The organism is Acidovorax sp. Leaf191, from assembly GCF_001424425.1.
Lineage (GTDB): Bacteria > Pseudomonadota > Gammaproteobacteria > Burkholderiales > Burkholderiaceae_C > Acidovorax.
Genome location: NZ_LMPT01000019.1, coordinates 1,143,375 through 1,168,364, shown reverse-complemented (window position 1 = coordinate 1,168,364; position 24,990 = coordinate 1,143,375). Strand labels below are relative to the sequence as shown.

Below are 24,990 nucleotides of genomic sequence, written 5' to 3'. Positions count from 1 at the left end.
AGGGAGAACCACATGACCAATACCGTTTTCAAGAAGACCACTGTGGCCGTGGCACTGGTGGCTGCTGGCATTGCCCTCGGTTGGGGCGTCTCCCAATGGCGCATTGCGAGCAGTCATCCATCTGGCGCTACCCCTCCATCGGCAGAAGCGGCGAAGGCCGACCGCAAGGTGCTGTACTGGTACGACCCCATGGTGCCAACGCAGAAGTTCGACAAGCCAGGCAAGTCGCCCTACATGGACATGGCGCTGGTTCCCAAGTACGCCGATGAGGACGCACAACAAAGCACCGGTTTGAATGTCTCGGCACAAGCGGTGCAAGCCCTCGGCCTGCGCACCGCCACGGTGGAGCAGCGCGACATTGGATCCGATGTGGACGTGCTGGGCACGGTCCAGCTCAATGACCGGGATGTGAGTATCGTCCAGGCGCGTTCTGCAGGATTTGTGGAGCGTGTCTATGCCCGGGCCCCGGGTGACGTGGTGGCCGCAGGCGCGCCATTGGCCGATTTACTGCTGCCTGAGTGGGTGGCTGCGCAGCGCGAGTTCCTCGCTGTCCGGGCGCTCAAGGAAGAGTCGCTGACGGCCGCTTCGCGTCATCGGTTGTCACTGCTGGGCATGCCTGCCTCGCTCGTGGCCCAGGTGGAGCGCACGGGCGAACCTCAGGGCCGCTACACGGTGACCTTCCCACAAGCAGGGATGGTGGCCGAACTGATGGTGCGCCAGGGCATGACGGTCTCTGCGGGGGCCAGCCTGGTGCGCGTGAACGGTCTGGCCAGCGTCTGGATCGAAGCGGCCGTTCCCGAAGCGCAAAGCGGTCCCTTGCAACTGGGGCAGGACGCCCAGGTGCGCCTGGCCGCGTTTCCGGGCGAAACCCTCAAAGCCCGTGTCGTGAGCATCCTCCCAGAGGCCAACCGGGACACCCGCACGGTGCGCGTGCGCCTGGAGCTTCCCAACCCCACCCAGCGCCTGAAGGCGGGCATGTCCGGGCAGATTGTCCTGGCGGGACGCACCCAACCGGCGCTGCTGGTACCCAGTGAAGCGGTGATCCGAACCGGTAAGCGGGCACTGGTTTACGTGGTGGACGGCCCCGGCAAGTACCACCCCGTCCAGGTACAACTTGGCGCGGAAATCGATGACCGACTCGTCATTCAAAGCGGACTCACCGCAGGGCAGCAGGTGGTCGCCTCGGCGCAGTTCCTGATCGACTCGGAAGCCAGCCTGCGAGGCATCATGCCCGCTCAACCTCCCGGCAGCAGCGCACAACCCATCGCTGAACAGGGTTCCTCGGCCTCTGCGGCTCCGGCGTCCAAGAGCTTTACGGTGCGAGGGGTGGTCGATGAGGTCACGCCAACCGAGCTGACCCTTACCCACGAGGCCGTGCCTGAACTGAAGTGGCCCGGCATGACCATGCCATTCAAGCTGGCAAACCCAGAGCTGGCCAAGGCCCTGAAACCGGAGCAGCAGGTCAAGTTCACCTTCCAGCAGCAAGGCAAGGACTTCGTGATCACTGCCGTGGAAAGGATCAAGCCATGATCGCACGTCTGATCCGCTGGTCGGTGGCGAACCGACTCCTGGTTCTGCTGGCGACCGTGATGCTCACGGCCTGGGGCGTGTGGGGCGTGCGCAGCACCCCCGTGGACGCGCTCCCCGATTTGTCGGATGTCCAGGTCATCATCCGCACCTCCTACCCCGGCCAGGCGCCGCAGATCGTGGAAAACCAGGTGACCTACCCGCTGGCCACCACCATGCTGTCCGTCCCGGGCGCCAAGACGGTGCGCGGCTTCTCGTTCTTTGGCGACTCGTTTGTCTACATCCTGTTCGAGGACGGCACGGACCTGTACTGGGCACGTTCCCGGGTGCTGGAGTACATGAACCAGGTGCAGGGGCGACTACCCGCCACGGCCAAATCGTCGCTCGGCCCCGACGCCACCGGGGTCGGCTGGATCTACCAATATGCGCTGGTGGACCGCACCGGCAAGAACGATCTCGCCCAGCTGCGGGCCCTGCAGGACTGGTTCCTGAAATTCGAACTCAAGAGCCTGCCCAATGTCGCGGAAGTGGCGTCGGTGGGCGGCATGGTCAAGCAGTACCAGGTGGTGCTCGATCCGATCAAGCTCGCAGCCCAAGGGCTGACCCAGGGGCAGGTGCGTGATGCCATCCTGGGAGCGAACCAGGAAACGGGAGGGTCGGTGCTGGAGTTGTCCGGGGCCGAGTACATGGTGCGCGCCAGCGGCTACCTCAAGACGCTGGACGACTTCAGGGCCATCCCGCTGGTGTCGCGCGCCGGGATTCCCGTGCGCCTGGGCGATGTCGCAACGCTGCAGATCGGACCGGAGATGCGGCGCGGCATCGCCGAACTCGACGGCGAGGGGGAAGTGGCCGGTGGCGTGGTGGTCCTGCGCTCGGGCAAGAATGCCCAGGAAACCATCCAAGCCGTCAAGGCCAAGCTCAGCGAGCTGCAAAGCAGCCTGCCCCAGGGCGTGGAGATCGTCACAACCTACGACCGCAGTGCGCTCATTGAGCGGGCGATCCAGAACCTCACCACCAAACTCGTGGAGGAGTTCATCGTGGTGGCTGTGGTCTGTGTCTTGTTCCTCTGGCACCTGCGCTCGGCACTGGTCGCCATCATTTCTCTGCCGCTGGGGATCATGGCGGCGTTTCTGGTGATGCGCTACCAGGGCATCAACGCCAACATCATGTCTCTGGGTGGCATTGCGATCGCAGTGGGCGCCATGGTTGATGCGGCCGTGGTGATGATCGAGAACGCCCACAAGAAGCTGGAGGCCTGGCAGCACAAGCATCCCGACCGCCAACTGGTGGGGGAAGAGCGCTGGAAGGTAATCACCGAAGCCGCCGAGGAGGTAGGCCCCGCGCTGTTCTTCTCGCTGCTCATCATCACCTTGTCCTTCGTGCCCGTCTTTACGCTGGAAGCACAGGAAGGTCGCCTGTTTGGACCGCTGGCGTTCACTAAGACCTACGCGATGGCCGCAGCTGCGGCCCTCTCGGTCACGCTGATCCCGGTCCTGATGGGCTACTGGATCCGGGGCCGCATCCCAGATGAGCAAAAGAACCCGATCACGCGCGCGCTGATTGCCGTGTACCGGCCTTGCCTGGAATGGGTTCTGCACCGCCCCAAATCCACACTGGTCATCGCCGTGCTGGCGCTGACGACCACGATCTGGCCCCTCTCGCGGCTGGGGGGCGAGTTCCTGCCCAGGCTCGATGAAGGCGATCTGCTGTACATGCCTTCGGCGCTCCCGGGCCTGTCGGCACAGCGGGCGACGGAGCTTCTGCAACTGAGCAACCGGATGATCAAGACGGTTCCCGAGGTCGAGCGCGTCTTCGGCAAGGCTGGCCGCGCGGAGACCGCAACCGATCCGGCACCGCTGGAAATGTTCGAGACCACGGTGAAGCTCAAGCCCAGAGACCAATGGCGTCCAGGAATGACGCCCGAGGGTCTGATCGAGGAGCTGGACAAGGCCGTCAAGATTCCTGGCCTGTCCAACATCTGGATTCCACCCATCCGCAACCGGATTGACATGCTGGCCACCGGCATCAAGAGTCCCATCGGGGTCAAGGTGACCGGCAACGACCTGAAGGTGATCGACGGGATCGCTGCCCAAGTCGAGCAGGTCGCCAAGGGCATTCCGGGAGTGACTTCGTCGTTGGCAGAGCGCCTGACGGGGGGGCGCTACGTCGATGTCCGCATCGACCGCACGGCCGCAGGGCGCTACGGGCTGAACGTGTCCGAAATCCAGGCCGTGGTCTCCGGGGCCATCGGTGGTGAAAACGTGTCTGAAACGGTCGAGGGCTTGGCCCGCTTCCCGATCAACCTGCGCTATCCGCGTGAGTGGCGCGACTCCCCGGAACGCCTGGCCCAGTTGCCCATCTCCACGCCCATGGGGCAGCAGATCACGCTGGGCACGGTGGCCAGCATCTCCATCACCGATGGCCCCCCCATGCTCAAGAGCGAGAACGCCCGCCCATCGGGCTGGGTGTATGTCGATGTGCGGGGGCGCGATCTGGCATCGGTGGCCAATGACCTGCGCGATGCGGTGGGCCGCCAGATCAAGCTGGAGCCCGGGGTCAGCATCACGTACTCAGGCCAGTTCGAGTACCTGGAGCGGGCCAATGCCCGCCTTAAGGTAGTCGTGCCCGCCACCTTGCTGATCATCTTCGTGTTGTTGTACTTGACCTTCTCACGCATGGGGGAGGCAGGACTGATCATGGCGACACTGCCGTTCGCATTGACCGGGGGTATCTGGTTCCTGTACCTGATGAACTACAACTTGTCCATCGCAACGGGCGTTGGCTTCATTGCCCTGGCAGGGGTGGCAGCAGAGTTTGGGGTGGTCATGCTCATCTACCTCAAGCAGGCACTCGCAGAGAGATGTCCAGACGGCAAGCAGCCCACGCTGGAAGATCTGCTGGACGCGATCCGCGAAGGTGCCGTGCTGCGCGTCCGGCCCAAGGCCATGACCGTAGCCGTCATCCTGGCGGGCCTGGTACCCATCGTGTGGAGCAGCGGGACAGGCTCGGAGGTCATGAGCCGCATCGCGGCTCCCATGCTGGGCGGTATGGTGACCGCACCGCTGCTTTCTTTGTTCGTGATTCCTGCAGCCTATGTGCTGATGCGAAAGCCAAGGAGAGTGAAAACAGAGGCATCTGGAGGCTGAACGCTGCGTTGCGCAAGCTGGTGCTAGCGATAAACCAGTTGTTTCTCACTCCCAATCGCGCACGCTTGCATGCTATTTTGCGCACGGTGCAAGCGTCAGGCGTGCAAAATCTGCGGACTGACCGCCCGGAAAGAACAACAGTGGAAATTCGTAAGCGCAACAACGTGCATGTGATCGATGCAATTCGCCCGGACGTCCCCGTGCTCGTCTATGCGCACGGCTTTGGGTGTAGCCAGCATATGTGGCGACACATCACTCCGGCCTTTGAAGGTAAGTGCCACCAGGTCTTGTTCGACTACGTCGGCTGCGGCCAATCAGACTTGGCCGCCTTTGACCCCGTGAAGTACGCAAGTCTGAAAGGCTACGTGCAAGATCTGCTGGATGTATGCGACGCATTGGGCATCGAGCGCGGAGTGCATTTTGTTGGACATTCGGTCAGCGCCAGCATCGGCCTGCTGGCCTCCATCGAGCGACCTATGCTTTTTGATCGCCTGATTCTGGTCGGCCCGTCGCCTTGCTACATCAATCACGCTCCGGACTACCTTGGAGGGTTCGAGCGCCAGGATTTGGAGGGCCTATTGGACCTCATGGACCAGAACTTCATGGGCTGGTCCAGCTACCTCGCACCCATTGTGGCGGGAGCGCCGCAGGCAGACAGTCTGGGCGGAGAGCTGTCCGAGAGTTTCTGCTCAACCGATCCTACGATGGCTCGTATCTTTGCGCAGGCAACCTTCTTTGCGGATACCAGAGAGGAGCTGTCACGCGTGACCCGGCCGAGTCTGATCTTGCAGCATGGCAACGATGCGTTGGCGCCCCATTCGGTGGGGGAATACATGCACAAGAAGCTCAGGGACAGCACGCTGGAAGTGCTGGACGTGACCGGACACTGCGCCCACATGAGTCATCCGCACTTGGTGACGGCCGCCATGCAGCGATATCTCTCCTTAGCGTGAGCGAAACCGAGAGGGCGGAACATGCTGGCGGTTGATGACATCCCTTGCGCGATGATGATCACGGACCCGGTGGGGCACATCGTGCGGATGAACAGGGAGTTCCTTGTCCTGATCGGGGGCACGGAGGCGTTTTGGCTCGGCCACTCCATGGATGAACTGTTGACACCAGCTTCTCGAATTTTCAGCCAGACCCACCTGTTTCCCACGCTGCATCACGCCAAGAGTGCGCGCGAAGTATTCCTCCACCTGCGCGGTGTTGGCGGCGAGACTGTTCCTGTCATGGTCAATGCGGTCAGCAAGCGCCTGGAGACGGGCGACCACATCGTATGGGCCTTTTTTGTGGCCCGCGAACGCAGCCGTTTCGAAGGCGAGTTGATCAAGGCCCGTGCAGAGGCCCAGGGTCTTGCCCAGCGCTTGGCCGCCAGCAATGAACAGGTTGAATTGCAGAATCGCCAGCTTTCGGAACTGAGTCTCTCTGATCCGCTTACAGGTCTTAAAAACCGCCGTGCGCTGGAATTGACCGTGCAAGAGTGGCAACGGACGGCCTCTCGACAGAGTTCCGTGTCGTTGTTGATGGTGGACGTGGACTACTTCAAACGGATCAACGATGCGCATGGCCATCCCGAGGGCGACCGGGTGCTGGTGAACTTTGCTCGCCAGTTACAGGCAGGCGCCCGTGGTTCGGACCTGGTGGCGCGATACGGCGGGGAAGAATTCGTCCTCTGGTTACCTGATGCGGACGCAGAAGCCGCTGCCCGAATCGCGGAGCGGGTGCACAAATGCGCCAGACGGGTTCGCTCATTGGCGGGGCCAGTAACGGTCAGTGTCGGGCTGGCATGTGCAGTACACCAAACCGGAGCGGATTTCCTCGCCCGGCTGCTAAAACGCTCTGATGAAGCTGTTTACAGGGCAAAGGCGCTCGGGCGCAACTGCACAGTGGTTAGTGACTGAGTCACCCAGCCTCGCGCAGCTCACCAGCGTTTGGAATAGTGATAGCTTCCCCCGCAAAGAACGTTCGCGGTGAGACTACTTGGATGGCATGGCTGCTTGGCGGTCCACCATCATTTGCATCATCTGCTCCATCATGGCCATACGGCGCTCCATTTGAGCGTGCATGCCCATCATGCCTCCCATACCCGAGTTTCCGGAGGCTGCAGGCATGGCAGGTTTGGTCTGCGCCCCTTGCTGCATCATTCCCATCCCCATGCCACCAGAACTACCCGCGCCCATCGTGGCCATGCCTGACTGCATGAGCTTCATGTGCTCCTCCATCAGCGCTGAGCGTTCGGCGGGAGTCTTGGCCGCCTGCATTTTTTTGTGCATTTCCTGCATCGCCTTCATCTGACGATCAAAGGCGTCCGGTGCAGACGCGGCAGTGGCTGCCGGGGCAGACTGGGTTGTGACGCCGCCGCTCTGTGCATCTCCGGGGTGGTGGCCTGCGTGTTCGTCCTCAGGTTTTGGCGATTGCGCGACGGCACAGCCTGCCACGAATAGGGTTGTCAACAGCCCAGCGACGATGTTCAGACGCATGATGGTCTCCTTGGTAGTTCAACTGCAGCATGACGACGTCTGCCTTGCACCGTCTTGATCCACGTCAACAGGGGCTACGGGCCGAGACGCACAGCAGCAGCCACCGGTTGTTCGGCGAGATGCAGGACTCACCGCCGCGTCTGCTTTATATCCAGCACGCTCAATCGCTGAGCGGACAAGCTCCACGGTGCTTTCTCCGGCTTGCGCCGGGATGCGTACCTGACGTGTAGCTACGTCGATTTCTACTTCGACGCCCCCAGGCAGTTGGGCCTGAGCTATTGCACGACCAATGCGCTGGGCGCAAGTGCCGCACGTCATATCAGGAACATTGATATGGACCATGTGAGCCTCCTTTGGTTGATTCACGTTTTGACTATGAACCTTGCCACGGTGGGAAGGTCAAGGCCTCACGGAATTCAATCGGCATATAAGCTCGGAAAGCAGCAAACGAGCCCATTGCTGGTGGTGTCTCTACGAGTTAGAACGCTCGCGCCTTGGGTGAACGACCGTCGAAAATCTCCATCTCAGCCGAGGGGAAGGACACCTTTGGCGCCTTGCGCATTCCCGCCGCGTGCCTAGCGCGCAGGCGCCACCATAGCGGTGGCAATTGCCAAATGCTGGGCTGGCCCTGTACCTGCCTGAGAGAGAAAGCCCTCGGCGAACGAGAAGTTTTTAGCAGATCGAACCACATGCGCTTGGAATGCAAGCGACTCGTTGACAAGTGCAAGGGACAAAAATTTGACCGACAACTCCAGAGTGACGACGACCTTGGAATCGTAGTGACCCAAACCGGCAAGCACGAAGGCTGCATCAAAACCTGCGGCGATAACACCGCCATTGATTGCGGAGGTTCCTCCACCTCCCTGAAGGCCAGATTCGATTTTGGTGAAATTGATGATCGCCAAGCCTGGCTCTTTGAACGCCCCCCTAAACCCAAACCAAGCAATTTCTTTCCTGGCGTTGAATTGAGCCAATTGCTCTTCGCGCTGAGTGGAGACTAGGCGAAACGGGATGGTCGGACTATGCATGGGAAAGCAATGGTGCGTTTACCGTCCAAATGTACATTGAGGGCTCGTCCAAATGTACATTCAGGATGCGTCCAACCTTGCATCCAAGACACTTGCGGCAGGGGATTTCTCGAATGAAGGTTCGATAGTTAGGGCAACGCTGATTAAGGTCCACCGTTGATGGGGGTCAAACGTTATCCGCAGATGAAGCAGCAGACCCTGGCAATGGCCGCAGATCAAGACAACGGATTCGAGCATTCGCGCAAACCCACCCGACGCGAAGATTTCTTGCGGACCATGCAGACAATAGTGCCATGGGCCGCTCTGTGTCAGGTGATAGAGCCGCACTACCCCAAGGCAGGCAATGGCCGCCCGCCCATTGGCCTGGAGCGGATGCTGCGCATCCATTTCCTGCAACACTGGTTCAACCTGGCCGATCTGGCGTGCGAGCAGGCCCTGTATGACAGCGCCAGTCTGCGCCGCTTTGTGGGCATTGACCTGGGTCGCGAACGCGTGCCCGATGCCACCACGCTGCTGAAGTTGCGCAAACTGCTCCATGAGCACAAACTGGGCGAAGCCTTGTTCGCCAAGGTAGGCCAGCAATTGCAGGAGCGGGGCTTCAAGGTCAATACCGGAACCATCGTGGATGCCACCATCATCGCAGCGCCCAGTTCTACCAAGAACGCCGACAAGGCGCGTGACCCCGACATGCATCAGACTCGCAAAGGCCAGCAATGGTATTTCGGCATGAAGCTGCACATTGGCGTGGACAGTCAAAGCGGGCTGGCGCACAGCGCTGTGGTGACGGCGGCCAACGTGCACGACAAACATCCGCTGCCCGATCTGCTGCATGGCAACGAACAGCGCGTGTACGGCGACTCGGCCTACGCCGGCCAGAAAACACTGATAGCGAGCAAAGCCCCCAGGGCCAAGGACTTCACCAACCAGCGCACCCGCCGTGCGGGCGAGGTGGACGAAGTTCAGCGGGCCAAGAACCGCAACAAGTCACGGGTGCGCGCTCGGGTCGAGCATGTCTTTGCGGTGGTAAAGCGCCTGTGGGGATTCACCAAGGTGCGCTATCGCGGGCTGCAAAAGAACGCCACGCGTGCGTTCACGGCCTTGGCGCTGGCCAACATCTACCTTGCCCGAGGGCGCCTGCAGGGACAGGTGCGCCCGTAAGGGTCCGAAGGGGGCTCAAAGGCTCCCGAAACAGGCCCTGTGGGGCAAAGCACAGTATCTTTGCGGGCCATTTGGCATTCAAATGGCTTTGCGATGGATATGACGTTACTTGTTCAGCATTGCCTTAAGCTGGCTTGAAAGCGCAAGCCATGTGAGGAGCTAATAGATTGGTGTTCTCTATCTCCATCCAAAAATATGGCCCACTACTCCGAACGACCGATGAGAGATCGTCAGCGGACTTCCATAGCGGCAGGACGAGCGACGGCAACCGCTGCAAAACAGATCTCCAGCGTGCGAGCGCCGCCACTCTCAGGCCCGCGCCACCGGCACATCCTCCCACCGCGTCGTGTACTGCGGCGTTCGCCTCTCCTGCTTCATCCCCCAGCCCTTGCCCTTGTTGGTGCCCCCCGTGGCACCTGAATGCACGGTGCCCTTGCCATAGCGCTGGTTGAGCGCATCCAAAGCCACCATCAGCTGGGTGCGGTCCCGGTGGTCTTCATCCTCCAGATCCAGCTCTCCCTGCAGCGCATTGCCCGGCACCAGGTCCAGCAGCATCACCCCTGCCTTGGCCATCTTGTACCCAGGCTCGTACATGCGGCGCATGCCAGCTACAGCCGCCCACACCAGCTTTCCCGTGTCAGCCGTAGGCCGGCGCAGTGGCACCACGATGCTGCGGTTGAATCGGGGTCCGGGTCGGAAAGGTGAGGTGTGGCAGAACACCAGCAGCTGGCTTGCCAGGCTCCCTTGCTTGCGCAACTTCTCGGCCGCACGGCTGGCGAACTCGCTCACGGCCTCCACCAGCGGCGGCAGCTCCGTCACCGCCTGGCCGAATGACCGGGTGCAGGCGATCTCTCTCTTGGGCTCGGGCGCGTCATCCAGCTCAATGCACTGCATACCCTGCAGTTCGCGCACGGTGCGCTCCAGCACCACGCTCCAGCGCCTGCGCACCATGGCTGGGTCCAGCCGGGCCAAGTCGAGCACCGTATGCACGCCGCATTCATGCAGTTGCGCGCCGATCTTGCGGCCCACGCCCCAGACTTCTTCCACCAGCGTGCTGGCCAGCACATCGTCCAGGTCTTGAGCCGGCAAGGCGGACAGGTTGCAGACCTGCGCCAGCTCGGCGGGGTAACTCCCCGGTTTGCGCTCGGCCGTCTTGGCGATGTGGTTGGCCAGCTTCGCCAGCGTCTTGGTCTGGCCAATCCCAATGCCGCAGGGGATGCCCACCCACTGGTGGATGCGGGCGCGGATGGCGTGGCTGCGTGTGATCAGGTCGCCCCGCAGGCCCTGCAGGCCCACGAACGATTCATCGATGCTGTAGATCTCTTGTGAAGGCCCCAGACCCGCCGCCAGGCTCATCATCCGGTTGCTCATGTCGCCGTATAGGGTGAAGTTGGCACTCAAGGCCACCAGGCCGTGGGTCTCTTCCATGTGCCGAATCTGGAACCACGGCGCCCCCATCTTGATGCCCAGGGCCTTGGCTTCATTGCTGCGGGCGATGGCGCAGCCATCGTTGTTGCTCAGCACCACCACCGGGCGGCCGTTCAGGCTGGGGCGGAAAACCCGCTCACAGCTCACGTAAAAATTGTTGCCATCCACCAGCGCATACATGCTGGCCTCCGTCCATCAGATCAGGTGAGAAACAGCTTCACGCACCCGCTCACCACGCCCCACACCTCAATGGTCTGGCTTTCTCGGGGAATGATGTCGGGATAGGTAGGGTTGGCCGCCCGCAGCTTGATCCGGCCGGCGCGCTGGTGCAGATACTTCACGGTGCATTCGCCGTCCACAATGGCCACGACGATGCTGTTGTGCTTGGGCTTGATCGCCCGGTCCACGGCGATGATGCTGCCGTCCTCGATGCCAGCGTCCCGCATCGAGTCGCCCCGCACGCGCCAGAAATAGGTGGCCTGGGGGTGCTTCACCAGCAACTGCATGATGTCCAGCCGCTCCACCACGAAGTCGTCCGCTGGCGATGGAAACCCCGCGCGCACGCTCACCCCGCACAGGGGCAAGGCCAGCGACTGCGCCGCCGTGTCGTACGGCACCGGTAGCGAGGAATTCCAAAGACTGTACATATTTACAGTATAGCTCCCTGCTGCCAGAATGATGCCATGTGTACCTACTACGAGGTCCCGGGCCGTGAGCAGCTGGTGCTGCACTTCGGTGACGTTCCCGAGGAAGAGTGGCGCGACAAGATGAGCCCGCTGTACCGTGGGCCGTTCCTGCGGGCCAAGGGCGAAGCTGGACGAGAACTGGTGGTAGGCCAGTGGGGCATGATCCCGCCGCACTCCAAGACGCACATCCCTACCGGCACGGACGGCAAGCGCCTGAGCACCGTCAACGCCCGGCGCGAGGGCATGGCCAAGTCATGGACCTACGGCGGCCCCTGGCGCAAGGGGCAGCGCTGCATCATCCCGGCGCAGCTGTATGTCGAACCCTACTGGGGCACAGGCAAGCACATCCCATGGCAGTTCGAGCGGGCCGACGGCGAGCCCTGGGGCTTGGCGGGCCTGTGGAGCGAATGGACCGACCCGGCCACGGGCGAGGTGCTGCCCAGCTACACCATGATCACGCAGAACTGCGACGACGTGCCGGTTCTCAACCTGATGCACCGGCCTGACCCCAAGCGCGCGCCCGACATGCAGGACAAGCGTACCGTGGTGCCGCTGGAAAAGGGGGACTGGGATACTTGGCTGCGAGGCACTATCGAGCAGGCAGAGGCGCTGATCAAAGTGCCGCCACTGGAGCTGTTTGTGCACCGGGCGAAAGATCCGGCACAGCAGGTAGAGTTACCTGTCGAATCAGTGTGATGCATGAAGAAGCCCTCACCCTTTGGCGAATTCAGCGCCATGGAACTTGGCATACCAACTGCTTGGGTTGAATTGATGCAGTTGCAAGACTTCCCATGGTGGTGGCACATCGCATTTGCGGGTGCTGGTGCCGTGGGGAGTGTTCACTGAACCGCAGGGGCGGGCAGGCAGATCGGGCTCCCTTTGGGGAGCCCTTTCTGTTTGTGCCCCCCACTCTGCAAGCAGCTGTAAATCCCTGCAGGATCTGAGCATTCGGGCCAGAAGCGAACCGTGAACGGTGCTCCAATCTGGCATCTTTTTTTTCCACTTGCTCGCCTCTTCTGTGAATCGTTTTTTCTCTTGTCCAGGCCGTGTGCGCCTGGCGGCTGTGCTGGCCCTGTCTCTTGCCGGCATTGCTCTCCCGAATCTTTCCTGGGCACGTTCTCAGCAGTTCGACAGTGCGGCGCTGCTCACGCCCGAACCCACCTCCTTTGCGCAATGCCCGCAGTTCTTTGCGAATGGAACTCCTCCGGCCATCACGCCCCGGCCACAGCTGCGCGAGCTTTGCTATGAAGCGTTTGCGATATTGCACTCCGGGGCGACGAAGACGCCAGTGTTTGTGGCCCAGCGGTTGAACCGCAGGCTCATCGAGGATGCCGATGAGAAACGGGCCAAACGGTTTTTTGCGGATGCGCGCTTGCCCAGTGGCGAACGGGCGGAGCTGGAGGACTACAAGAACTCTGGCTACAGCCGTGGGCACATGGCACCTGCGGGAGATATGCCAACGCCAACGGCCATGGCCCAGAGCTTCAGTTTGGCGAATATGGTCCCCCAGAATGCTCAGCACAACGGTGGCGCCTGGAACAAGATTGAGCAGGACACGCGGCACTATGTAAAGCGGGCCAAGGGGGATGTGTTTGTGATCACAGGTCCCGTTTTCACCGAGAGCAGTCCGCGCGTTGGAGACAACGGCGTGCGCGTGCCGACCTATCTCTACAAGCTGGTGTACGACGCGACGACACAGCGGGCATGGGCGCATTGGCAGGCGAACCGTGAGCGTGAGGTAGCTGGGCCACCGATCAGCTATCAGGAACTGGTCAAACGCACGGGGATTGAGTTCTTAAACAAAGGTGGTCAGCAGCGCTAAGCCCAGGCGCGACTATGTAGTTTAACGCAGCCAGAAGCTCTCATGCCACAGATGACAGGCTGCGTCCACACATGTACACATGTCTTGAATCCGTGAGAAAACGTCATATCCTCGAGGGTCGCAATTCTTCGATATCGGCCCACGAAGGGGCAAGCTGCGCTCCATGAAAACCCCCGCTGCTTTCACTCCTGCTGATTTCGAGAGGTCCGTCCACAGCGTGTGCCCGAGTTCCACACCGAACTTTGATCGACGTGAGTGTCCAGACAGGTTAGTTGGCCGCATTTCACAGCTAACTGATCTGAGGGACTGGAGTTCGGTGGCACAGGCACTGCCGGAAAGGTGCAGCGAAGTCCAATGCATCCTGCTCGTCTTGGAGTCACCCCACATCGATGAATACGGGTCCAGGCAGCCGTACACGCCCTGGCCCGCAAATGGGGTGACGGGGCGCCACATCCGCAAACGAGCCGGATTGCTCGTGCCTCCGTGTTGGAATAAGAACGAGACCCAGCTTTACTTGATCAACGCCATCCCCCTATCAATGCTCGCTCGGTCAGGCCACTCGCCTTTACAGGAGCAAAGTGTTCCGTGAGGCATGGGACAGCGGAGCGAGGGCGTACTTTCAGGAACGGCTCAAGCTGATTTACCGCCAAGGGGATCTTGTCGTGAACGCGTGCACAGTCGGGAAACCTGGGCCCTCATTGAGAGCGCTCGTCGAAGCCGCGATTGAAGAGGTGCTTCCCAATTCACTGCGCTCAAGGCGCGAGCACCCTTTCCGATGGATGAGCGATGAAGCAGTGCGTCGAACTTGGAAATGACACTCTGACCAGAGCAGGCTCCGCAAAGTCGGTGCAGAGTTGACCAAAAACTGTCCGTTAGACGCGTCTGGGGCTGAGTTACGGTGTTCTCGCACCAGACCGATTGCACAGTCAGTGCCCAAGTATCAAAGGGCCCCTGATAAGCCACTTGAACACCACTTCAGGCTCCGGGTGCGTTGGTTGCAACTTCCGCTCATCAACTTTGAAACTGTCACCAGACTGTCACCAGCCCCAAAATGGAAAAAAGCCCGCTATGTTTTAAATAGCAGGCTTTCTAATATCTACAATGTGTTGGTGGTAGGACGTACAAGATTCGAACTTGTGACCAACGGATTAAAAGTCCGCTGCTCTACCAACTGAGCTAACGTCCCGACCTGTTGCAGGCAGCCGATTGATCAACTGCTGCAAAGCCTTGGATTATAGCGTCTTTTTGAGTGGTTTTTTCTGAATGCCAGCAGCGAGCTGATCGAGCACCCAGCCGGCGGCGCATTGGCCGAAGGTGGCGGTCACGGCCACGACAGAGCCGTAGCCGTGGCAATTCAGGGAGCCGTCGCCGTCGATGTTGCACGACGCATCGGGCGCGGCGACCGCCTCGCGGCTGAAGACGCAGGCGACTCCGATCTTCTTGCCGTCCCGCGGAGCGCGGTGCTCCTTGCGCAGCCGGTAGCGCACCTGGGCCAGCAGCGGGTCGTGCGTGGTGAGCGACAGGTCATCGACGTCGACCTTGTGCGCATGGCGCTTGCCGCCAGCGGCACCGACCACGATGTGCAGCACTCCCACATGGCGCGCCCAGGCGGCCATGGCGGTCTTGGCCTTGACCTGGTCGCAGGCATCGACCACGGCATCGACCGGATGCGGCAGCAGGCCGGGCCAATTCTCCGGGGTGGCGAAGTCGTCCACACAATGGACGGTGCAGGCAGGGTTGATCTGCGCGATGCGCTGCTGCATCGCCACGACCTTGGCCTGGCCGACGGTGTCGGTCAGCGCGTGGATCTGGCGGTTGATGTTGGATTCGGCGACATGGTCCATGTCCACCAGGGTGATGTGCCCCACCCCGCTGCGCGCCAGGGCCTCGGCGGTCCACGACCCCACACCGCCGACGCCGATGACGGCCACGTGGGCGTGGCGGATGCGGGCGGCACCCGCAACCCCGTACAGCCGCTCGAGCCCGCCGAAGCGCCGCGCCAGCTCTGCGGCAGGCGCGGCGTCCGGCAAAGAGACCTCGACGGTCATTGCTACTTCAGGCGCGAGAGACGCTCTTTGGCCGCCATGGCGGCTTCAGACTGGGGATAGGCCTTCACCAGATCTTCCAGCGTCTTGCGGGCTGCACGGGTGTCCTTGAGCTCGATCTGGCAGTTGGCGATCGACAAGGCGGCTTCCGGCGCGCGCGCGTGGGTCGGCGCGTCTGCCAGCATCAACTTGAAGTTGTTGATGGATTCCTTGTAGTCGCGCGTCGCGTACTGGGCATTGCCCAGCCAGAAGCGGGCCGACGGCACAAAGCCGCTGCGAGGGTATTGCCGCACGAACGCGGCAAAGGCGGCACTGGCGTCCGGAAACTTGCCCGAACGGAACACGGCCAGTGCGGCGTCGAAGTCTCGTTTTTCAGCCGGGTCGGCCTGGAATTCCTGGCCGTCCTGCGTCACCTTCACGGGCTCGAACTGCCGCAGGCGCTCGTCCACGCCCTGGGCGATGTCCTTTTGCCGCTTTTGCAGGTCCGCCGCATCACGCAGCAATTGCTCGTTCTGGCCGCGCAGCTTGGACTGCTCCACGCGCAGGGTCTCGATCTGCGTCTGCAGGTCAAGCAAACTGCGGCGCAGCTGGCTGTTGTCTTCGCCCAGCCTGCGCACCTCGTCCGAAGAGCGCTGCTGGGCGGCCTGCAGGCCGTCGACCCGTTGGCGCATCTCCAGGATGGCGCGGCGTGCTTCATCGTCCTCAAACAGCGCTGCGTGGCTTGCCGGCACCAACACTGCCAGCAGCGTCGCCGCTGCCAGCGCCTTGCGGGGGAAGGAAAAAGACAACGCGCGCATCAACGATAAGACAGTTCAGCGCGGCGGTTTTGCGCGTGAGCGTCTTCCGAGTTGCCCGCCGCTGCGGGCTTTTCCTTGCCGAAGCTCACCGCTTCGATCTGGTTGTCCGGCACGCCCAGCAGGCCCAGCGAACGGCGCACGGCTTCTGCACGCTTTTGGCCCAGTGCCAGGTTGTACTCACGGCCGCCGCGGTCGTCGGTGTGGCCTTCGATCATGACCTTGCGGTTGCCGCCGGACTTGATGAAGCGGGAGTGCGCTTCGATCAGCGACTGGAATTCAGGCTTGATCACGTAGCTGTCGTAGTCGAAATACACGATGCGGGCCACGCCCTGGGGGCCTGCCGCGTCACGCGCCGATTGGCCCAGGTCCACACCTGCCACACCGCTTTGCGCCGTGTTGCCGGAATTGGCGCCACTGTTGTTCGCGCCTGTGGTCGAGGTAGCGTTCTTGTCTTCGACAGGCACGTCGTCCAGCTTCACACCGGAGCTGCAACCAGCCATGAGCGCGACGATGGAAAGGGCGAGGGTAAAGCGTTTGATCATCCAAAATTCTCCTGAAAACTTGATAACTGAAACTGAAAATTAGTTCACTGCTTTTGAAACGGACCCCAGTCCGGTTCGCGGATATCGCCAGCCTGCCCCGCCAGACGCGCCTTGATCTTGCCGTCGAGCGTGGTGGTCATGAGCGCTTCGCGGCCCTGCTGCTGGGTCGCGTACACGATCAGGCGGCTGTTGGGCGCAAAACTGGGGTTTTCGTCGGCCGTCGAGTCGGTCACGGCATTCACCGTACCGCTGGACAAATCCATGACGTGGAGCTTGAAGGCGCCGCCCACACGGGAGATGTAGGCCAACCACTTACCGTCAGGGCTCACGCTCGGCGAGATGTTGTAGGACCCGGTGAAGGTCACGCGCTCGGCGTTGCCGCCGGATGCGGTCACCTTGTAGATCTGCGGCGCACCGCCGCGGTCGCTCACGAAATAGATGCTGCGGCCGTCGCCCGAGTACACGGGCTCGGTGTCGATGCCCGCGCTTTGCATCAGACGGCGTGGCTCACCGCCGTTGGCGTCGATGGTGTACAGCTGGGAGCCGCCATCGCGGCTCAACGTGACCGCCAGCGAGCGGCCGTCCGGCGCCCAGGCGGGCGCACTGTTGGAGCCGCGGAAGTTGGCGATCAGGCGGCGGCGGCCCGATGCGACGTCGTGCACGTACACCACCGGCTTGCGCGACTCGAACGACACGTACGCCAGCTGGCCGCCATTGGGGGACCAGGCAGGCGAGATGATGGGCTCGGGGCTGGACAGGGCCGATTGCGAGTTTTCGCCATCGGCATCGGCCACCCACAGGCTGTAGCGCGGGCCTGTCTTGGTGACGTAGGCGATGCGCGTGGAGAAGATGCCGCGCTCACCGGTGAGCTTTTCGTAGATGAAGTCTGCGATGCGATGGGCCACCAGGCGCAGGTCTCCCTGCGTGACGACGAAGCTCTGGCCACCCAGGTCCTGGCCCTTGACGACGTCCCACAGCCGAAAGCGGATGTCGAAACGGCCATCGGACAGCCGCGTGATGCTGCCGGTGGCCAGCGAATCGGCGCTTTTCTGGCGCCACAGGGCGACGTCCGGGCGGGCCGTTTCATCCAGCGCGGCACCCGTGGCGTCGACAGCGCGGAACTGGCCGCTGCGCTCCAGGTCGGCCTGCACGATGGCAGCGATCTTCTGGGGTGCCTGCGCTTCGCCCCGGAAGGGCGCTATGGCGATGGGCAACTGGGTGAGACCCACACCCGTGACCTCGACGCGAAACTGCGCAAGGGCCGGAACGGCGGGTGTGGCGATCAGCGCGGCCAGCACGTGGCGGCGCAGGGGGTGCGGCAGGGCCGCGGAAGGTTTTTGAGATGGGATTCGATCTGTGGTCATTGGCATCCAGCATTGGCCGAACAGGACATTGAACAGGCTCTGAGCAACCCCGAATGTTACACACAGCGGGAAAACCCCTGTGACAAACTGTGCGCCAGTCCTGCAAAGGGTGCTCATTTTTTTGAGATGCGGCGCGGCGGCACACTGCGGCCGGCTGCAGGCACAAACGTAGAATCGGCCGCACATGCAAGCCACCAACCCAGGCGCCGCGCCTGCCCCAGCCCCCGTCGCCCCCCCTGCCAGCCTGACCACACGCCTTAAACGGTTATCCGTTTACTTTGGCAACCAGCGGCTGGCCTGGAGCCTGGCGATTGCGGCGACGCTCATCGGGGCCATCACCGAACCGCTCATACCCGCCTTGCTGCAGCCGCTGCTGGACCGGGGCTTCACCCAGGGCACCCTGCAGCTGTGGATGGTGCCGCTGGCCATTCTGGGGATCTTCTTCGTGCGGGGCCTGGCCCAGTTCGTCGGGCAGTACGCCCTGGCGCGCATCGCCAACGAAGGCATGCTGATACTGCGCCAGTCCTTGTTCGACCGCGTGCTTGCGGCCGAGATGGGCCTGTTCACGCGCCAGTCGGCCAGCGCGCTGTCCAACACCGTGGTGTACGAGGTGCAGACCGGCGCCACGCTGCTGGTGCAGGCGCTGATGGGGCTGTCGCGCGACGGCTTCACGCTGCTGGCCTTGCTGTTTTACCTGCTGTACCTCAACTGGCAGCTCACGCTGATCGTGGCGGTGGTGGTGCCCGGCGTGGCCTGGATCATGAAGACCCTGTCAAAACGGCTGTACCACCTGACCAAGAGCAGCCAGCAGGCCACGGACGAACTGGCCTATGTGGTGGAAGAAAACGTGCTGGCCCACCGCATGGTGCGGCTGCATGGTGCCCAGGAGGGCCAGGCGGAGCGCTTTGCGGGGCTGAGCGGCAGCCTGCGGCGCCTGGCCATCAAGTCCACGATTGCGTCCGCCGCGATGACGCCCCTCACGCAGTTGCTGGCGGCCGCCGCACTGTCGGTGGTGATCTGCATCGCGCTGTGGCAAAGCCGTGGCGCGGTGGACACCAAGGACGTCACGGTGGGCGGATTCGTGTCGTTCATCACGGCCATGCTGATGCTCATCGCGCCCATCCGGCGCCTGGCCGATGTCGCCAGCCCCGTCACGCGCGGCGTCGCCGCGCTGGAGAGGGGGTTGGCACTCCTGGGCGATACGGGTGCCGAGAGTGGCGGCCAGTACCGCACCGACCGCGTGAAGGGTGAGCTGGCACTGAACCGCGTGACGGTGTCTTTCGGGCCAGACCACGCGCCGGCCCTGGACCAGGTCAGCCTGCGGGTGGCTCCCGGTGAAATCGTGGCGCTGGTGGGGCCGTCGGGCGCGGGCAAGACCACGCTGGTCAACCTGCTGCCGCGGTTCGTGATGCCGTCGGCCGGCGAGATTCTGGTGGACGGGCAGCCGCTGCCCGACTGGGACCTGGGCTCGCTGCGCTCGCAGTTTGCGATGGTGAGCCAGGACGTGGTCATGTTCAACGACACCATTGCCGCGAACGTGGCGCTGGGCCACGCCGTGGACGAGCAGCGCGTGCTCGACTGCCTGGACGCCGCCAACCTGGCCGCCCACGTGGCCGCCCTGCCCCAGGGCATCCACACGGTGGTGGGCCACAACGCCACGCAGCTGTCGGGCGGGCAGCGCCAGCGGCTGGCCATTGCACGGGCGCTGTACAAGGACGCGCCGATCCTCATCCTGGACGAAGCCACATCGGCGCTGGACACCGAGTCGGAGCGTCTGGTGCAGGACGCGCTGCAACGCCTGATGCAGGGCCGGACCACGCTGGTGATTGCGCACCGCCTGTCCACCATCGAACATGCCGACCGCGTGGTGGTGATGGAGCGCGGCCGCATTGCCGAGCAGGGAACGCATGCCGAACTGATGGCGCAGGGCGGGCTCTACGCGCGCCTGCAGTCACGCCCGGCATCGGGTGAAGCCGCTCCGCTGGGCTGAGACAGCTGCGCAGAGAACGCGCACGCGTCAGAGGCGGCAGCATGTGGAGTAGCACCGCACAACGGCCCAGGCAACGCTCCAGGGCATGAAGGGTCCGGCAGCCAGGGACCTCCGTCAGGAGGCGCCGCTCAATGCGGCCCTATTGCCCCCCTTGCTCCCTGCCCTCACCGACCCACCCTACCACTGGCCGCGATTGGGCTGCCGGCGCCGCAGCGCCTCCGCAATCTTCGCGGCCGAGTCCGTGCGGTTCACGCGCATCGCGAAGTCGGCCGCGGTCAGGCCCAGCTGGTTCTTGAGCGTAGGGTCAGCGCCTTCGTCCAGCAGCAGCTGCACCGATGCCAGCGATCCGTACTGCGCGGCCATCATCAGCGGCGTGGTGCCGTTGGGCGACGTGGCGTCGATGTAAGCATGGTTCTCGATCAGCAGCGCGATGATCTGCGTGTGCTGCGCAGACCCGGCAGACGCCGCATAGTGCAAGGGCGCCCAGCCGGTCTTGTTCACGTCGGCATCGCGCGCCATGAGGGCCCGCACGATGTCGATATGGCCTTTGATGGCCGCCAGCATCAGCGGGCTTTCATCCTGGGCGTTGCGCACCTCGACCTTGATGTTGCGTGCCGCCAGCAGCGCCGTGAAAGCCTTGAGCGAGTCATTCTGCAGCGCGATCAGCAGGCCCGCCTGCCCTTTGGCGTCGCGCGTGTTCGGATCGAAGCCGCGGCGCAGCAGCGCCGTGATGGCGTTGCCGTCGTCCCGCTGGATGGCCGAGAAAAAATCTTCGTACGCTCCGGCCCACGCCCAGGGCGCGACCAGGGCCGCGGCCAGGCCCGCCAGCACCTTGCGGCGGGGCGTGCGCGCAGGGTTTGCGCCAGCCGCCGCGGTCGCCGTGGCGTTGGTGATGATGGTGGTGTCGATGGCGGGCGATGCCCCGTCTGCGTGCACGTTCGTCATGCGGTGACCCCCTTGAACAAGGTTTCGAAATTGCGGCTGGTGGCCTCGGCCACCTCTTCCACCGCGATGCCCTTGGTCTGGGCCACCTGCTGGGCCACGTACGGCACATAGGCCGGGCTGTTGGTCTTGCCGCGGTAGGGCACGGGCGCCAGGTAGGGGCTGTCGGTCTCGATCAATGTGCGGTCCAGCGGCACGTAGGCCACCACGTCGCGCAGCTCCTGCGCGGTCTTGAAGGTGACGATGCCCGAAAACGACAGGTAGTAGCCCAGGTCCAGCGCGGCGCGGGCCACCTGCATGGATTCGGTGAAGCAGTGGAACACGCCCCCGGCGATGTTCCCGGCGCCGTCCTCGCCCTCCTCCCGCAGGATGGCCAGCGTGTCGTCCGATGCGCTGCGGGTGTGGATCACCAGCGGCTTGGCGCAGGTGCGCGCTGCGCGGATGTGGTTGCGAAAACGGTCGCGCTGCCACTCCAGGTCGGCAATGCTGCGGCCGCCCTTGCGGTCTTCCATGCCGTAGTAGTCAAGCCCGGTCTCGCCGATCGCCACCACCCGGGGCAGCGCGGCGCGGGTCAGCAGGTCCTGCACGGTGGGCTCCTGCACACCCTCGTTGTCGGGGTGCACGCCCACCGTGCTCCAGAAGTTGTCGTGGGCCGTGGCCAGAGCGTGGACGCCCTCGAACTCCTCCAGCGTGGTGCAGATGCACAGGGCCCGGTCCACCTGCGCCTGGGCCATGGCTTGGCGGATGGCGGGCAACTGGCTCAGCAGTTCCGGAAAGTTGAGATGGCAGTGCGAGTCGGTGTACATGCGGTATCAGGAAAACGAAGCGGTAACAAACGGGGCGGACCGGTGAGTTGCCGGGCAGCGAAGCTAGTGCGACCACCCTGGCGCGCGTAAGTTCTGCCCCCAATAAAAATGCCGACACGCCTGCGCGGGTCGGCACCGGGCACGCAGGCCGTGTCAGATGGTCTGGGTCGGACGGTCGGAGCCCAGGGCCGTGCCCAGAAGCTCTTCGATCTTGACCTTGAGCTGGCGCGACTTCTCGTCCTTGGGGAACTGGATGCCCACGCCCTGCGTGCGGTTGCCCGCCGCGCGGGCCGGCGTCACCCAGGCCACGCGGCCTGCCACGGGGTAGCGCTGCGTATCGTCCGGCAGGGTCAGCAGCACATAGACATCATCGCCCAGCTTGTAGTCGCGCTGGGTGGGGACAAATATGCCCCCTTCGGCAAAAAAGGGAATGTAGGCCGCATACAAGGCCGCCTTTTCCTTGATGGCCAGCTGCATGACGCTGGGGCGGGGTGCGGTGGAAGGACTGCTCATGGGTGGGTGCCTGGGGCTGGTTGCCTGGAGTGTAGGGTGTTTCGCGCCTGCGCCACAAGCGCCTCCAGCATGAGCCCTGCGTTGAACGGATGCTCTGCGGTGCGCGCCTCCTTGGCCAGCGCGCGCGACCAGCGCGTGAGCGCGCCCAGCGGCGGCACCGCCTTGGGCAGGTCGGCGGCAGCGAAGTAGCGTGGCGCGGCGCCCACGCTTGCGGCCATCAGGTCGTGGCAGAGCTTTTGCAGTGCATCGATGGCCTGGGCGGGCGCCCAGTCGCCCAGCGCGGTGACGTCGCCCTTGGCCATGGCCTGGGGCAGCGCGGACCACGCCTGCGGGCTGCGGCCGGACTGGGCCCAGGCCAAGGCATCGTCGGGCCGGCCGCCTGCGGCACGCAAGAAGGCCTTCGCCGCATCGTCGGCCACGCCCTGCCCGCGCAGCCACTGCAGCATCTCGGCCTCGGCCGGCCAGGCCATCGCATGGCCCAGGCAGCGGCTGCGGATGGTGGGCAGCAGCTGGTGCGCGGCCTCGCTGGCCAGCACGAAGCGCACATCGCCCGGCGGCTCCTCCAGCGTCTTGAGCAACGCGTTGGCCGTGATGTGGTTCATCTGCTCGGCCGGATACACCAGCACGGCCTTGCCGCGGCCCCGGGCCGAGGTGCGCTGCGAAAACTCCACCGCATCGCGCATGGCCTCCACGCGGATCTCGCGGCTGGGCTTGCGCTTCTTGTCGTCGATATCGGCCTGCGCCTTTTCGGACAGCGGCCAGCCCAGCGCCATCATCTGCACCTCGGGCATCAGCACGCACAGGTCCGCATGGGTGCGCACCTCGATGGCGTGGCAACTGCTGCACTGGCCACAGGCGCCGTTCGGGCCGGGCGTGTCGCACAGCCAGGCGCGCACCATCTCCAGGCCCAGCGCGTACTGCCCCAGGCCCGACGGGCCCTGCAGCAGCCAGGCATGGCCGCGCTGCGCCAGCAGGCTGGTGCGCTGGGCGGCGATCCAGGGGGCCAGCGCGGCGGATGGCGCGTCGCTGCTCATCGCGGGCCTCCTTGCGACGCCACCATGATCGCCAGCCAGCCCTTGCGCACGAAGACGCTGGTGAGCTGCTGCCACACGCGGTGGCGGTCCTGCGCCGCATCCAGCCGGGCAAAGCGCTGCGGCGCCGCGGCTGCACGGTCGGCATAGCCCTGTGATACGCGGCGGAAGAACTCGACCGGCTGAGACTCGAAGCGGTCCGGCACGCGTGCACCCGTCAAGCGCTCCGCGGCCACCTCAGGGGCCAGGTCAAACCACACCGTCAGATCCGGTTCACGCATCAAACCGGCGTCTGGCGCAAGCCCCGTCTGCGCCAGGCGCTCCAAAGTCGATAGCACGCCCACGTCGAACCCGCGGCCTGCACCCTGATAGGCAAACGTGGCGTCGGTGAAGCGGTCGCACAGCACCACCTCGCCCCGCGCGAGCGCAGGTTCGATCACGTTGAGCAAGTGGTCGCGGCGCGCCGCGAAGATCAGCAGCGACTCGGTGAGCGCGTCCATGGGGTCGGCCAGCACCATTTCGCGCAGCTTCTCGGCCAGCGGCGTGCCGCCGGGCTCGCGGCTCACGGTCACCGTGCGGCCCTGTGCGCGAAACGCCGTGGCCAGGCCTTCGATGTGCGACGACTTGCCCGCCCCATCGATGCCTTCGAAGCTGATGAACAGGCCTTGCGTCATTGCCCGCCTCTCTGGTACCGGTTCACGGCGCGGTTGTGTTCTTCGAGCGAGGCGCTGAAGTGGCTGGTGCCGTCGCCCTTGGCCACGAAGTACAGCGCACGCGTGGCCTCGGGCTGCACCGCGGCCACCAGTGCGGCCTTGCCCGGCATGGCAATCGGGGTGGGCGGCAGGCCTGCGCGGGTGTAGGTGTTCCAGGGGGTGTCGGCCAGCAGGTCGCGCTTGCGCAGGTTGCCGTCGAACTTCTCGCCCAGGCCGTAGATGACGGTGGGGTCGGTCTGCAGCAGCATGCCCACGCGCAGCCGGTTGCTGAACACCCCCGCGATCTGGGCGCGGTCGCTGGCGCGGCCGGTTTCCTTTTCGACGATGCTGGCCAGCACCAGCGCCTCGTCGGCCGACTTGAGCGGCGTGTCGGCCGCGCGCTGGGCCCAGGCGGCTTCGAGCTTGCGGTCCATGGCGTGCAGGGCGCGGCGCAGCAGGGCGATCTCGCCGGACCCCTTGGCATAGGCGTACGTGTCGGGGAAGAAGCGGCCCTCCGGTGCGACGCCCGGGCGGCCCAGTTGCGCCATCAGGGCCTCGTCGCTCAGGGCCGCGGCGTCGTGCTTGAGCTGCTCTTCCTTGGCCAGCGCCTGGCGCACCTGGCGCCAGTTCCAGCCCTCCACCAGGGTCAGTGCCCGCAACGACTCTTCACCGCGCACCAGCTTGTTGAGCAGGCTGCGCGGCGTGGTACCGGGGGGGATTTCGTAGTTGCCGGCCTTCATCGCACGGTCCTGCCCCGAGAAGCGGAACCAGGCGTACAGCAAACGGGCGTCGGTCTGCGCACCCGCGGCCACCACATCACGGGCGATGCCGCGCGGCGTGGTGCCGGGCTCGATGGCCAGCTCCAGCGGCTCGCCGCCGGTCACCAGCGGCTGGTGCAGCCACCAGAAGGCGGCACCACCGGCACCTATGAGAACCACCAAGATCAAAGCAAGTAGACGTCGCACAACCCTGATGAATGTATGTGTAGAA

24 protein-coding genes and 1 tRNA gene are annotated in these 24,990 nt (G+C 63.8%); 9 read left to right on the top strand and 16 right to left on the bottom strand.

Annotated elements, in window-relative coordinates:
• Positions 1-12: 12 nt before the first annotated feature.
• From ASG27_RS19395 to ASG27_RS19380, 4 genes are all read left to right on the top strand, one after another.
• Entirely contained in the window at positions 13-1,530 is a 1,518-nt protein-coding gene (locus ASG27_RS19395) for an efflux RND transporter periplasmic adaptor subunit (RefSeq protein WP_056419591.1), read from the top strand.
• Positions 1,527-4,673, top strand: a complete 3,147-nt coding sequence (locus ASG27_RS19390; RefSeq protein WP_056419586.1) for an efflux RND transporter permease subunit — start codon at positions 1,527-1,529, stop codon at positions 4,671-4,673. Before ASG27_RS19395 ends, ASG27_RS19390 begins: the two co-directional genes overlap by 4 nt.
• 140 nt (positions 4,674-4,813) lie before the next feature.
• The gene (locus ASG27_RS19385) at positions 4,814-5,626 is read left to right on the top strand and encodes an alpha/beta fold hydrolase (protein ID WP_056419582.1); all 813 of its coding nucleotides are present in this window, start codon (positions 4,814-4,816) and stop codon (positions 5,624-5,626) included.
• Between the two features lie 21 nt (positions 5,627-5,647).
• A complete protein-coding gene (locus ASG27_RS19380; RefSeq protein WP_056419579.1) occupies positions 5,648-6,577 on the top strand; it encodes a sensor domain-containing diguanylate cyclase in 930 nt (309 codons plus the stop codon).
• 75 nt (positions 6,578-6,652) lie between these two features.
• Here the strand turns inward: ASG27_RS19380 and ASG27_RS26105 are convergent, their stop codons facing one another.
• From ASG27_RS26105 to ASG27_RS19370, 3 genes are all read right to left on the bottom strand, one after another.
• Positions 6,653-7,156: a hypothetical protein gene (locus ASG27_RS26105; protein WP_015012969.1), complete on the bottom strand. Its 504-nt coding sequence runs from the start codon at positions 7,154-7,156 to the stop codon at positions 6,653-6,655.
• 18 nt (positions 7,157-7,174) lie between these two features.
• Positions 7,175-7,498, bottom strand: coding sequence for a heavy-metal-associated domain-containing protein (locus tag ASG27_RS28020; RefSeq protein WP_082493245.1), 324 nt, complete (start codon positions 7,496-7,498; stop codon positions 7,175-7,177).
• Between the two features lie 233 nt (positions 7,499-7,731).
• On the bottom strand, positions 7,732-8,184 hold the full coding sequence (locus ASG27_RS19370) for a PaaI family thioesterase (protein ID WP_056419573.1): 453 nt from the start codon (positions 8,182-8,184) through the stop codon (positions 7,732-7,734).
• Between the two features lie 183 nt (positions 8,185-8,367).
• Here ASG27_RS19370 and ASG27_RS19365 point away from each other — a divergent pair, with 183 nt between their 5' ends.
• Positions 8,368-9,342: an IS5 family transposase gene (locus ASG27_RS19365; protein ID WP_056419570.1), complete on the top strand. Its 975-nt coding sequence runs from the start codon at positions 8,368-8,370 to the stop codon at positions 9,340-9,342.
• Positions 9,343-9,651: 309 nt separating this feature from the next.
• On the opposite strand, the gene ASG27_RS19360 is transcribed toward ASG27_RS19365, so the two are convergent.
• Positions 9,652-10,950, bottom strand: a complete 1,299-nt coding sequence (locus ASG27_RS19360; protein ID WP_056419567.1) for a Y-family DNA polymerase — start codon at positions 10,948-10,950, stop codon at positions 9,652-9,654.
• A 20-nt stretch (positions 10,951-10,970) separates the two neighbouring features.
• Positions 10,971-11,417: a LexA family protein gene (locus ASG27_RS19355; protein ID WP_056419563.1), complete on the bottom strand. Its 447-nt coding sequence runs from the start codon at positions 11,415-11,417 to the stop codon at positions 10,971-10,973.
• Between the two features lie 36 nt (positions 11,418-11,453).
• Here ASG27_RS19355 and ASG27_RS19350 point away from each other — a divergent pair, with 36 nt between their 5' ends.
• The 3 genes from ASG27_RS19350 to ASG27_RS19345 all read left to right on the top strand — a co-directional run bounded on the left by ASG27_RS19350 (position 11,454) and on the right by ASG27_RS19345 (position 13,278).
• A complete protein-coding gene (locus ASG27_RS19350; protein ID WP_056419560.1) occupies positions 11,454-12,152 on the top strand; it encodes an SOS response-associated peptidase in 699 nt (232 codons plus the stop codon).
• A gap of 3 nt (positions 12,153-12,155) precedes the next feature.
• On the top strand, positions 12,156-12,302 hold the full coding sequence (locus tag ASG27_RS26920; RefSeq protein ID WP_156371538.1) for a hypothetical protein: 147 nt from the start codon (positions 12,156-12,158) through the stop codon (positions 12,300-12,302).
• A gap of 295 nt (positions 12,303-12,597) precedes the next feature.
• The gene (locus ASG27_RS19345) at positions 12,598-13,278 is read left to right on the top strand and encodes a DNA/RNA non-specific endonuclease (RefSeq protein WP_235504088.1); all 681 of its coding nucleotides are present in this window, start codon (positions 12,598-12,600) and stop codon (positions 13,276-13,278) included.
• 1,110 nt (positions 13,279-14,388) lie between these two features.
• Here the strand turns inward: ASG27_RS19345 and ASG27_RS19340 are convergent.
• From ASG27_RS19340 to tolB, 5 genes are all read right to left on the bottom strand, one after another.
• Positions 14,389-14,464 (bottom strand) — tRNA-Lys (locus ASG27_RS19340).
• Positions 14,465-14,510: 46 nt separating this feature from the next.
• Positions 14,511-15,326 carry a tRNA threonylcarbamoyladenosine dehydratase gene (locus ASG27_RS19335; RefSeq protein ID WP_056419559.1) on the bottom strand — a complete coding sequence of 272 codons (816 nt, stop codon included), beginning with the start codon at positions 15,324-15,326 and terminating at the stop codon, positions 14,511-14,513.
• A 2-nt stretch (positions 15,327-15,328) separates the two neighbouring features.
• On the bottom strand, positions 15,329-16,120 hold the full coding sequence (ybgF, locus tag ASG27_RS19330) for a tol-pal system protein YbgF (protein ID WP_056419556.1): 792 nt from the start codon (positions 16,118-16,120) through the stop codon (positions 15,329-15,331).
• Positions 16,120-16,662, bottom strand: coding sequence for a peptidoglycan-associated lipoprotein Pal (gene pal, locus ASG27_RS19325; protein WP_056419554.1), 543 nt, complete (start codon positions 16,660-16,662; stop codon positions 16,120-16,122). The genes ybgF and pal overlap by 1 nt, the downstream gene beginning before the upstream one ends.
• 44 nt (positions 16,663-16,706) lie before the next feature.
• Complete coding sequence (tolB, locus tag ASG27_RS19320; protein ID WP_056419551.1) at positions 16,707-18,026, bottom strand: Tol-Pal system beta propeller repeat protein TolB; 1,320 nt, start codon at positions 18,024-18,026, stop codon at positions 16,707-16,709.
• A gap of 184 nt (positions 18,027-18,210) precedes the next feature.
• On the opposite strand from tolB, the gene msbA reads away from it, so the two are divergent.
• Positions 18,211-20,016 (top strand): lipid A export permease/ATP-binding protein MsbA, encoded by a 1,806-nt coding sequence (gene msbA, locus ASG27_RS19315; RefSeq protein ID WP_056419548.1) that lies wholly within the window; start codon positions 18,211-18,213, stop codon positions 20,014-20,016.
• 177 nt (positions 20,017-20,193) lie between these two features.
• Here msbA and ASG27_RS19310 read toward each other — a convergent pair whose 3' ends face one another.
• The 6 genes from ASG27_RS19310 to mltG all read right to left on the bottom strand — a co-directional run bounded on the left by ASG27_RS19310 (position 20,194) and on the right by mltG (position 24,965).
• Entirely contained in the window at positions 20,194-20,961 is a 768-nt protein-coding gene (locus ASG27_RS19310) for an ankyrin repeat domain-containing protein (protein ID WP_082485828.1), read from the bottom strand.
• Positions 20,958-21,764 carry a TatD family hydrolase gene (locus ASG27_RS19305; protein WP_056419545.1) on the bottom strand — a complete coding sequence of 269 codons (807 nt, stop codon included), beginning with the start codon at positions 21,762-21,764 and terminating at the stop codon, positions 20,958-20,960. Before ASG27_RS19305 ends, ASG27_RS19310 begins: the two co-directional genes overlap by 4 nt.
• A gap of 153 nt (positions 21,765-21,917) precedes the next feature.
• Positions 21,918-22,277 carry a PilZ domain-containing protein gene (locus ASG27_RS19300; protein WP_056419543.1) on the bottom strand — a complete coding sequence of 120 codons (360 nt, stop codon included), beginning with the start codon at positions 22,275-22,277 and terminating at the stop codon, positions 21,918-21,920.
• Positions 22,274-23,311, bottom strand: coding sequence for a DNA polymerase (locus ASG27_RS19295; protein ID WP_056419540.1), 1,038 nt, complete (start codon positions 23,309-23,311; stop codon positions 22,274-22,276). The genes ASG27_RS19300 and ASG27_RS19295 overlap by 4 nt, the downstream gene beginning before the upstream one ends.
• Complete coding sequence (tmk, locus tag ASG27_RS19290) at positions 23,308-23,982, bottom strand: dTMP kinase (protein ID WP_056419538.1); 675 nt, start codon at positions 23,980-23,982, stop codon at positions 23,308-23,310. The genes ASG27_RS19295 and tmk overlap by 4 nt, the downstream gene beginning before the upstream one ends.
• Positions 23,979-24,965 (bottom strand): endolytic transglycosylase MltG, encoded by a 987-nt coding sequence (mltG, locus tag ASG27_RS19285; RefSeq protein WP_396505235.1) that lies wholly within the window; start codon positions 24,963-24,965, stop codon positions 23,979-23,981. Before mltG ends, tmk begins: the two co-directional genes overlap by 4 nt.
• Positions 24,966-24,990: the final 25 nt, after the last annotated feature.

Bases quoted from the DNA above. Each gene is read 5' to 3' on its own strand.
- ASG27_RS19305 (WP_056419545.1), bottom strand. From the start codon at position 21,764: ATGTACACCGACTCGCACTGCCATCTCAACTTTCCGGAACTGCTGAGC.
- ASG27_RS19310 (WP_082485828.1), bottom strand. From the start codon at position 20,961: ATGACGAACGTGCACGCAGACGGGGCATCGCCCGCCATCGACACCACC.
- ASG27_RS19380 (WP_056419579.1), top strand. From the start codon at position 5,648: ATGCTGGCGGTTGATGACATCCCTTGCGCGATGATGATCACGGACCCG.
- ASG27_RS28020 (WP_082493245.1), bottom strand. From the start codon at position 7,498: ATGGTCCATATCAATGTTCCTGATATGACGTGCGGCACTTGCGCCCAG.
- pal (WP_056419554.1), bottom strand. From the start codon at position 16,662: ATGATCAAACGCTTTACCCTCGCCCTTTCCATCGTCGCGCTCATGGCT.
- ybgF (WP_056419556.1), bottom strand. From the start codon at position 16,120: ATGCGCGCGTTGTCTTTTTCCTTCCCCCGCAAGGCGCTGGCAGCGGCG.
- ASG27_RS26920 (WP_156371538.1), top strand. From the start codon at position 12,156: ATGAAGAAGCCCTCACCCTTTGGCGAATTCAGCGCCATGGAACTTGGC.
- tolB (WP_056419551.1), bottom strand. From the start codon at position 18,026: ATGACCACAGATCGAATCCCATCTCAAAAACCTTCCGCGGCCCTGCCG.
- ASG27_RS19350 (WP_056419560.1), top strand. From the start codon at position 11,454: ATGTGTACCTACTACGAGGTCCCGGGCCGTGAGCAGCTGGTGCTGCAC.
- msbA (WP_056419548.1), top strand. From the start codon at position 18,211: ATGCAAGCCACCAACCCAGGCGCCGCGCCTGCCCCAGCCCCCGTCGCC.
- ASG27_RS19395 (WP_056419591.1), top strand. From the start codon at position 13: ATGACCAATACCGTTTTCAAGAAGACCACTGTGGCCGTGGCACTGGTG.
- ASG27_RS19300 (WP_056419543.1), bottom strand. From the start codon at position 22,277: ATGAGCAGTCCTTCCACCGCACCCCGCCCCAGCGTCATGCAGCTGGCC.
- ASG27_RS19360 (WP_056419567.1), bottom strand. From the start codon at position 10,950: ATGTATGCGCTGGTGGATGGCAACAATTTTTACGTGAGCTGTGAGCGG.
- ASG27_RS19370 (WP_056419573.1), bottom strand. From the start codon at position 8,184: ATGCATAGTCCGACCATCCCGTTTCGCCTAGTCTCCACTCAGCGCGAA.
- ASG27_RS19365 (WP_056419570.1), top strand. From the start codon at position 8,368: ATGAAGCAGCAGACCCTGGCAATGGCCGCAGATCAAGACAACGGATTC.
- ASG27_RS19295 (WP_056419540.1), bottom strand. From the start codon at position 23,311: ATGAGCAGCGACGCGCCATCCGCCGCGCTGGCCCCCTGGATCGCCGCC.
- ASG27_RS19390 (WP_056419586.1), top strand. From the start codon at position 1,527: ATGATCGCACGTCTGATCCGCTGGTCGGTGGCGAACCGACTCCTGGTT.
- ASG27_RS19335 (WP_056419559.1), bottom strand. From the start codon at position 15,326: ATGACCGTCGAGGTCTCTTTGCCGGACGCCGCGCCTGCCGCAGAGCTG.
- tmk (WP_056419538.1), bottom strand. From the start codon at position 23,982: ATGACGCAAGGCCTGTTCATCAGCTTCGAAGGCATCGATGGGGCGGGC.
- ASG27_RS26105 (WP_015012969.1), bottom strand. From the start codon at position 7,156: ATGCGTCTGAACATCGTCGCTGGGCTGTTGACAACCCTATTCGTGGCA.
- ASG27_RS19355 (WP_056419563.1), bottom strand. From the start codon at position 11,417: ATGTACAGTCTTTGGAATTCCTCGCTACCGGTGCCGTACGACACGGCG.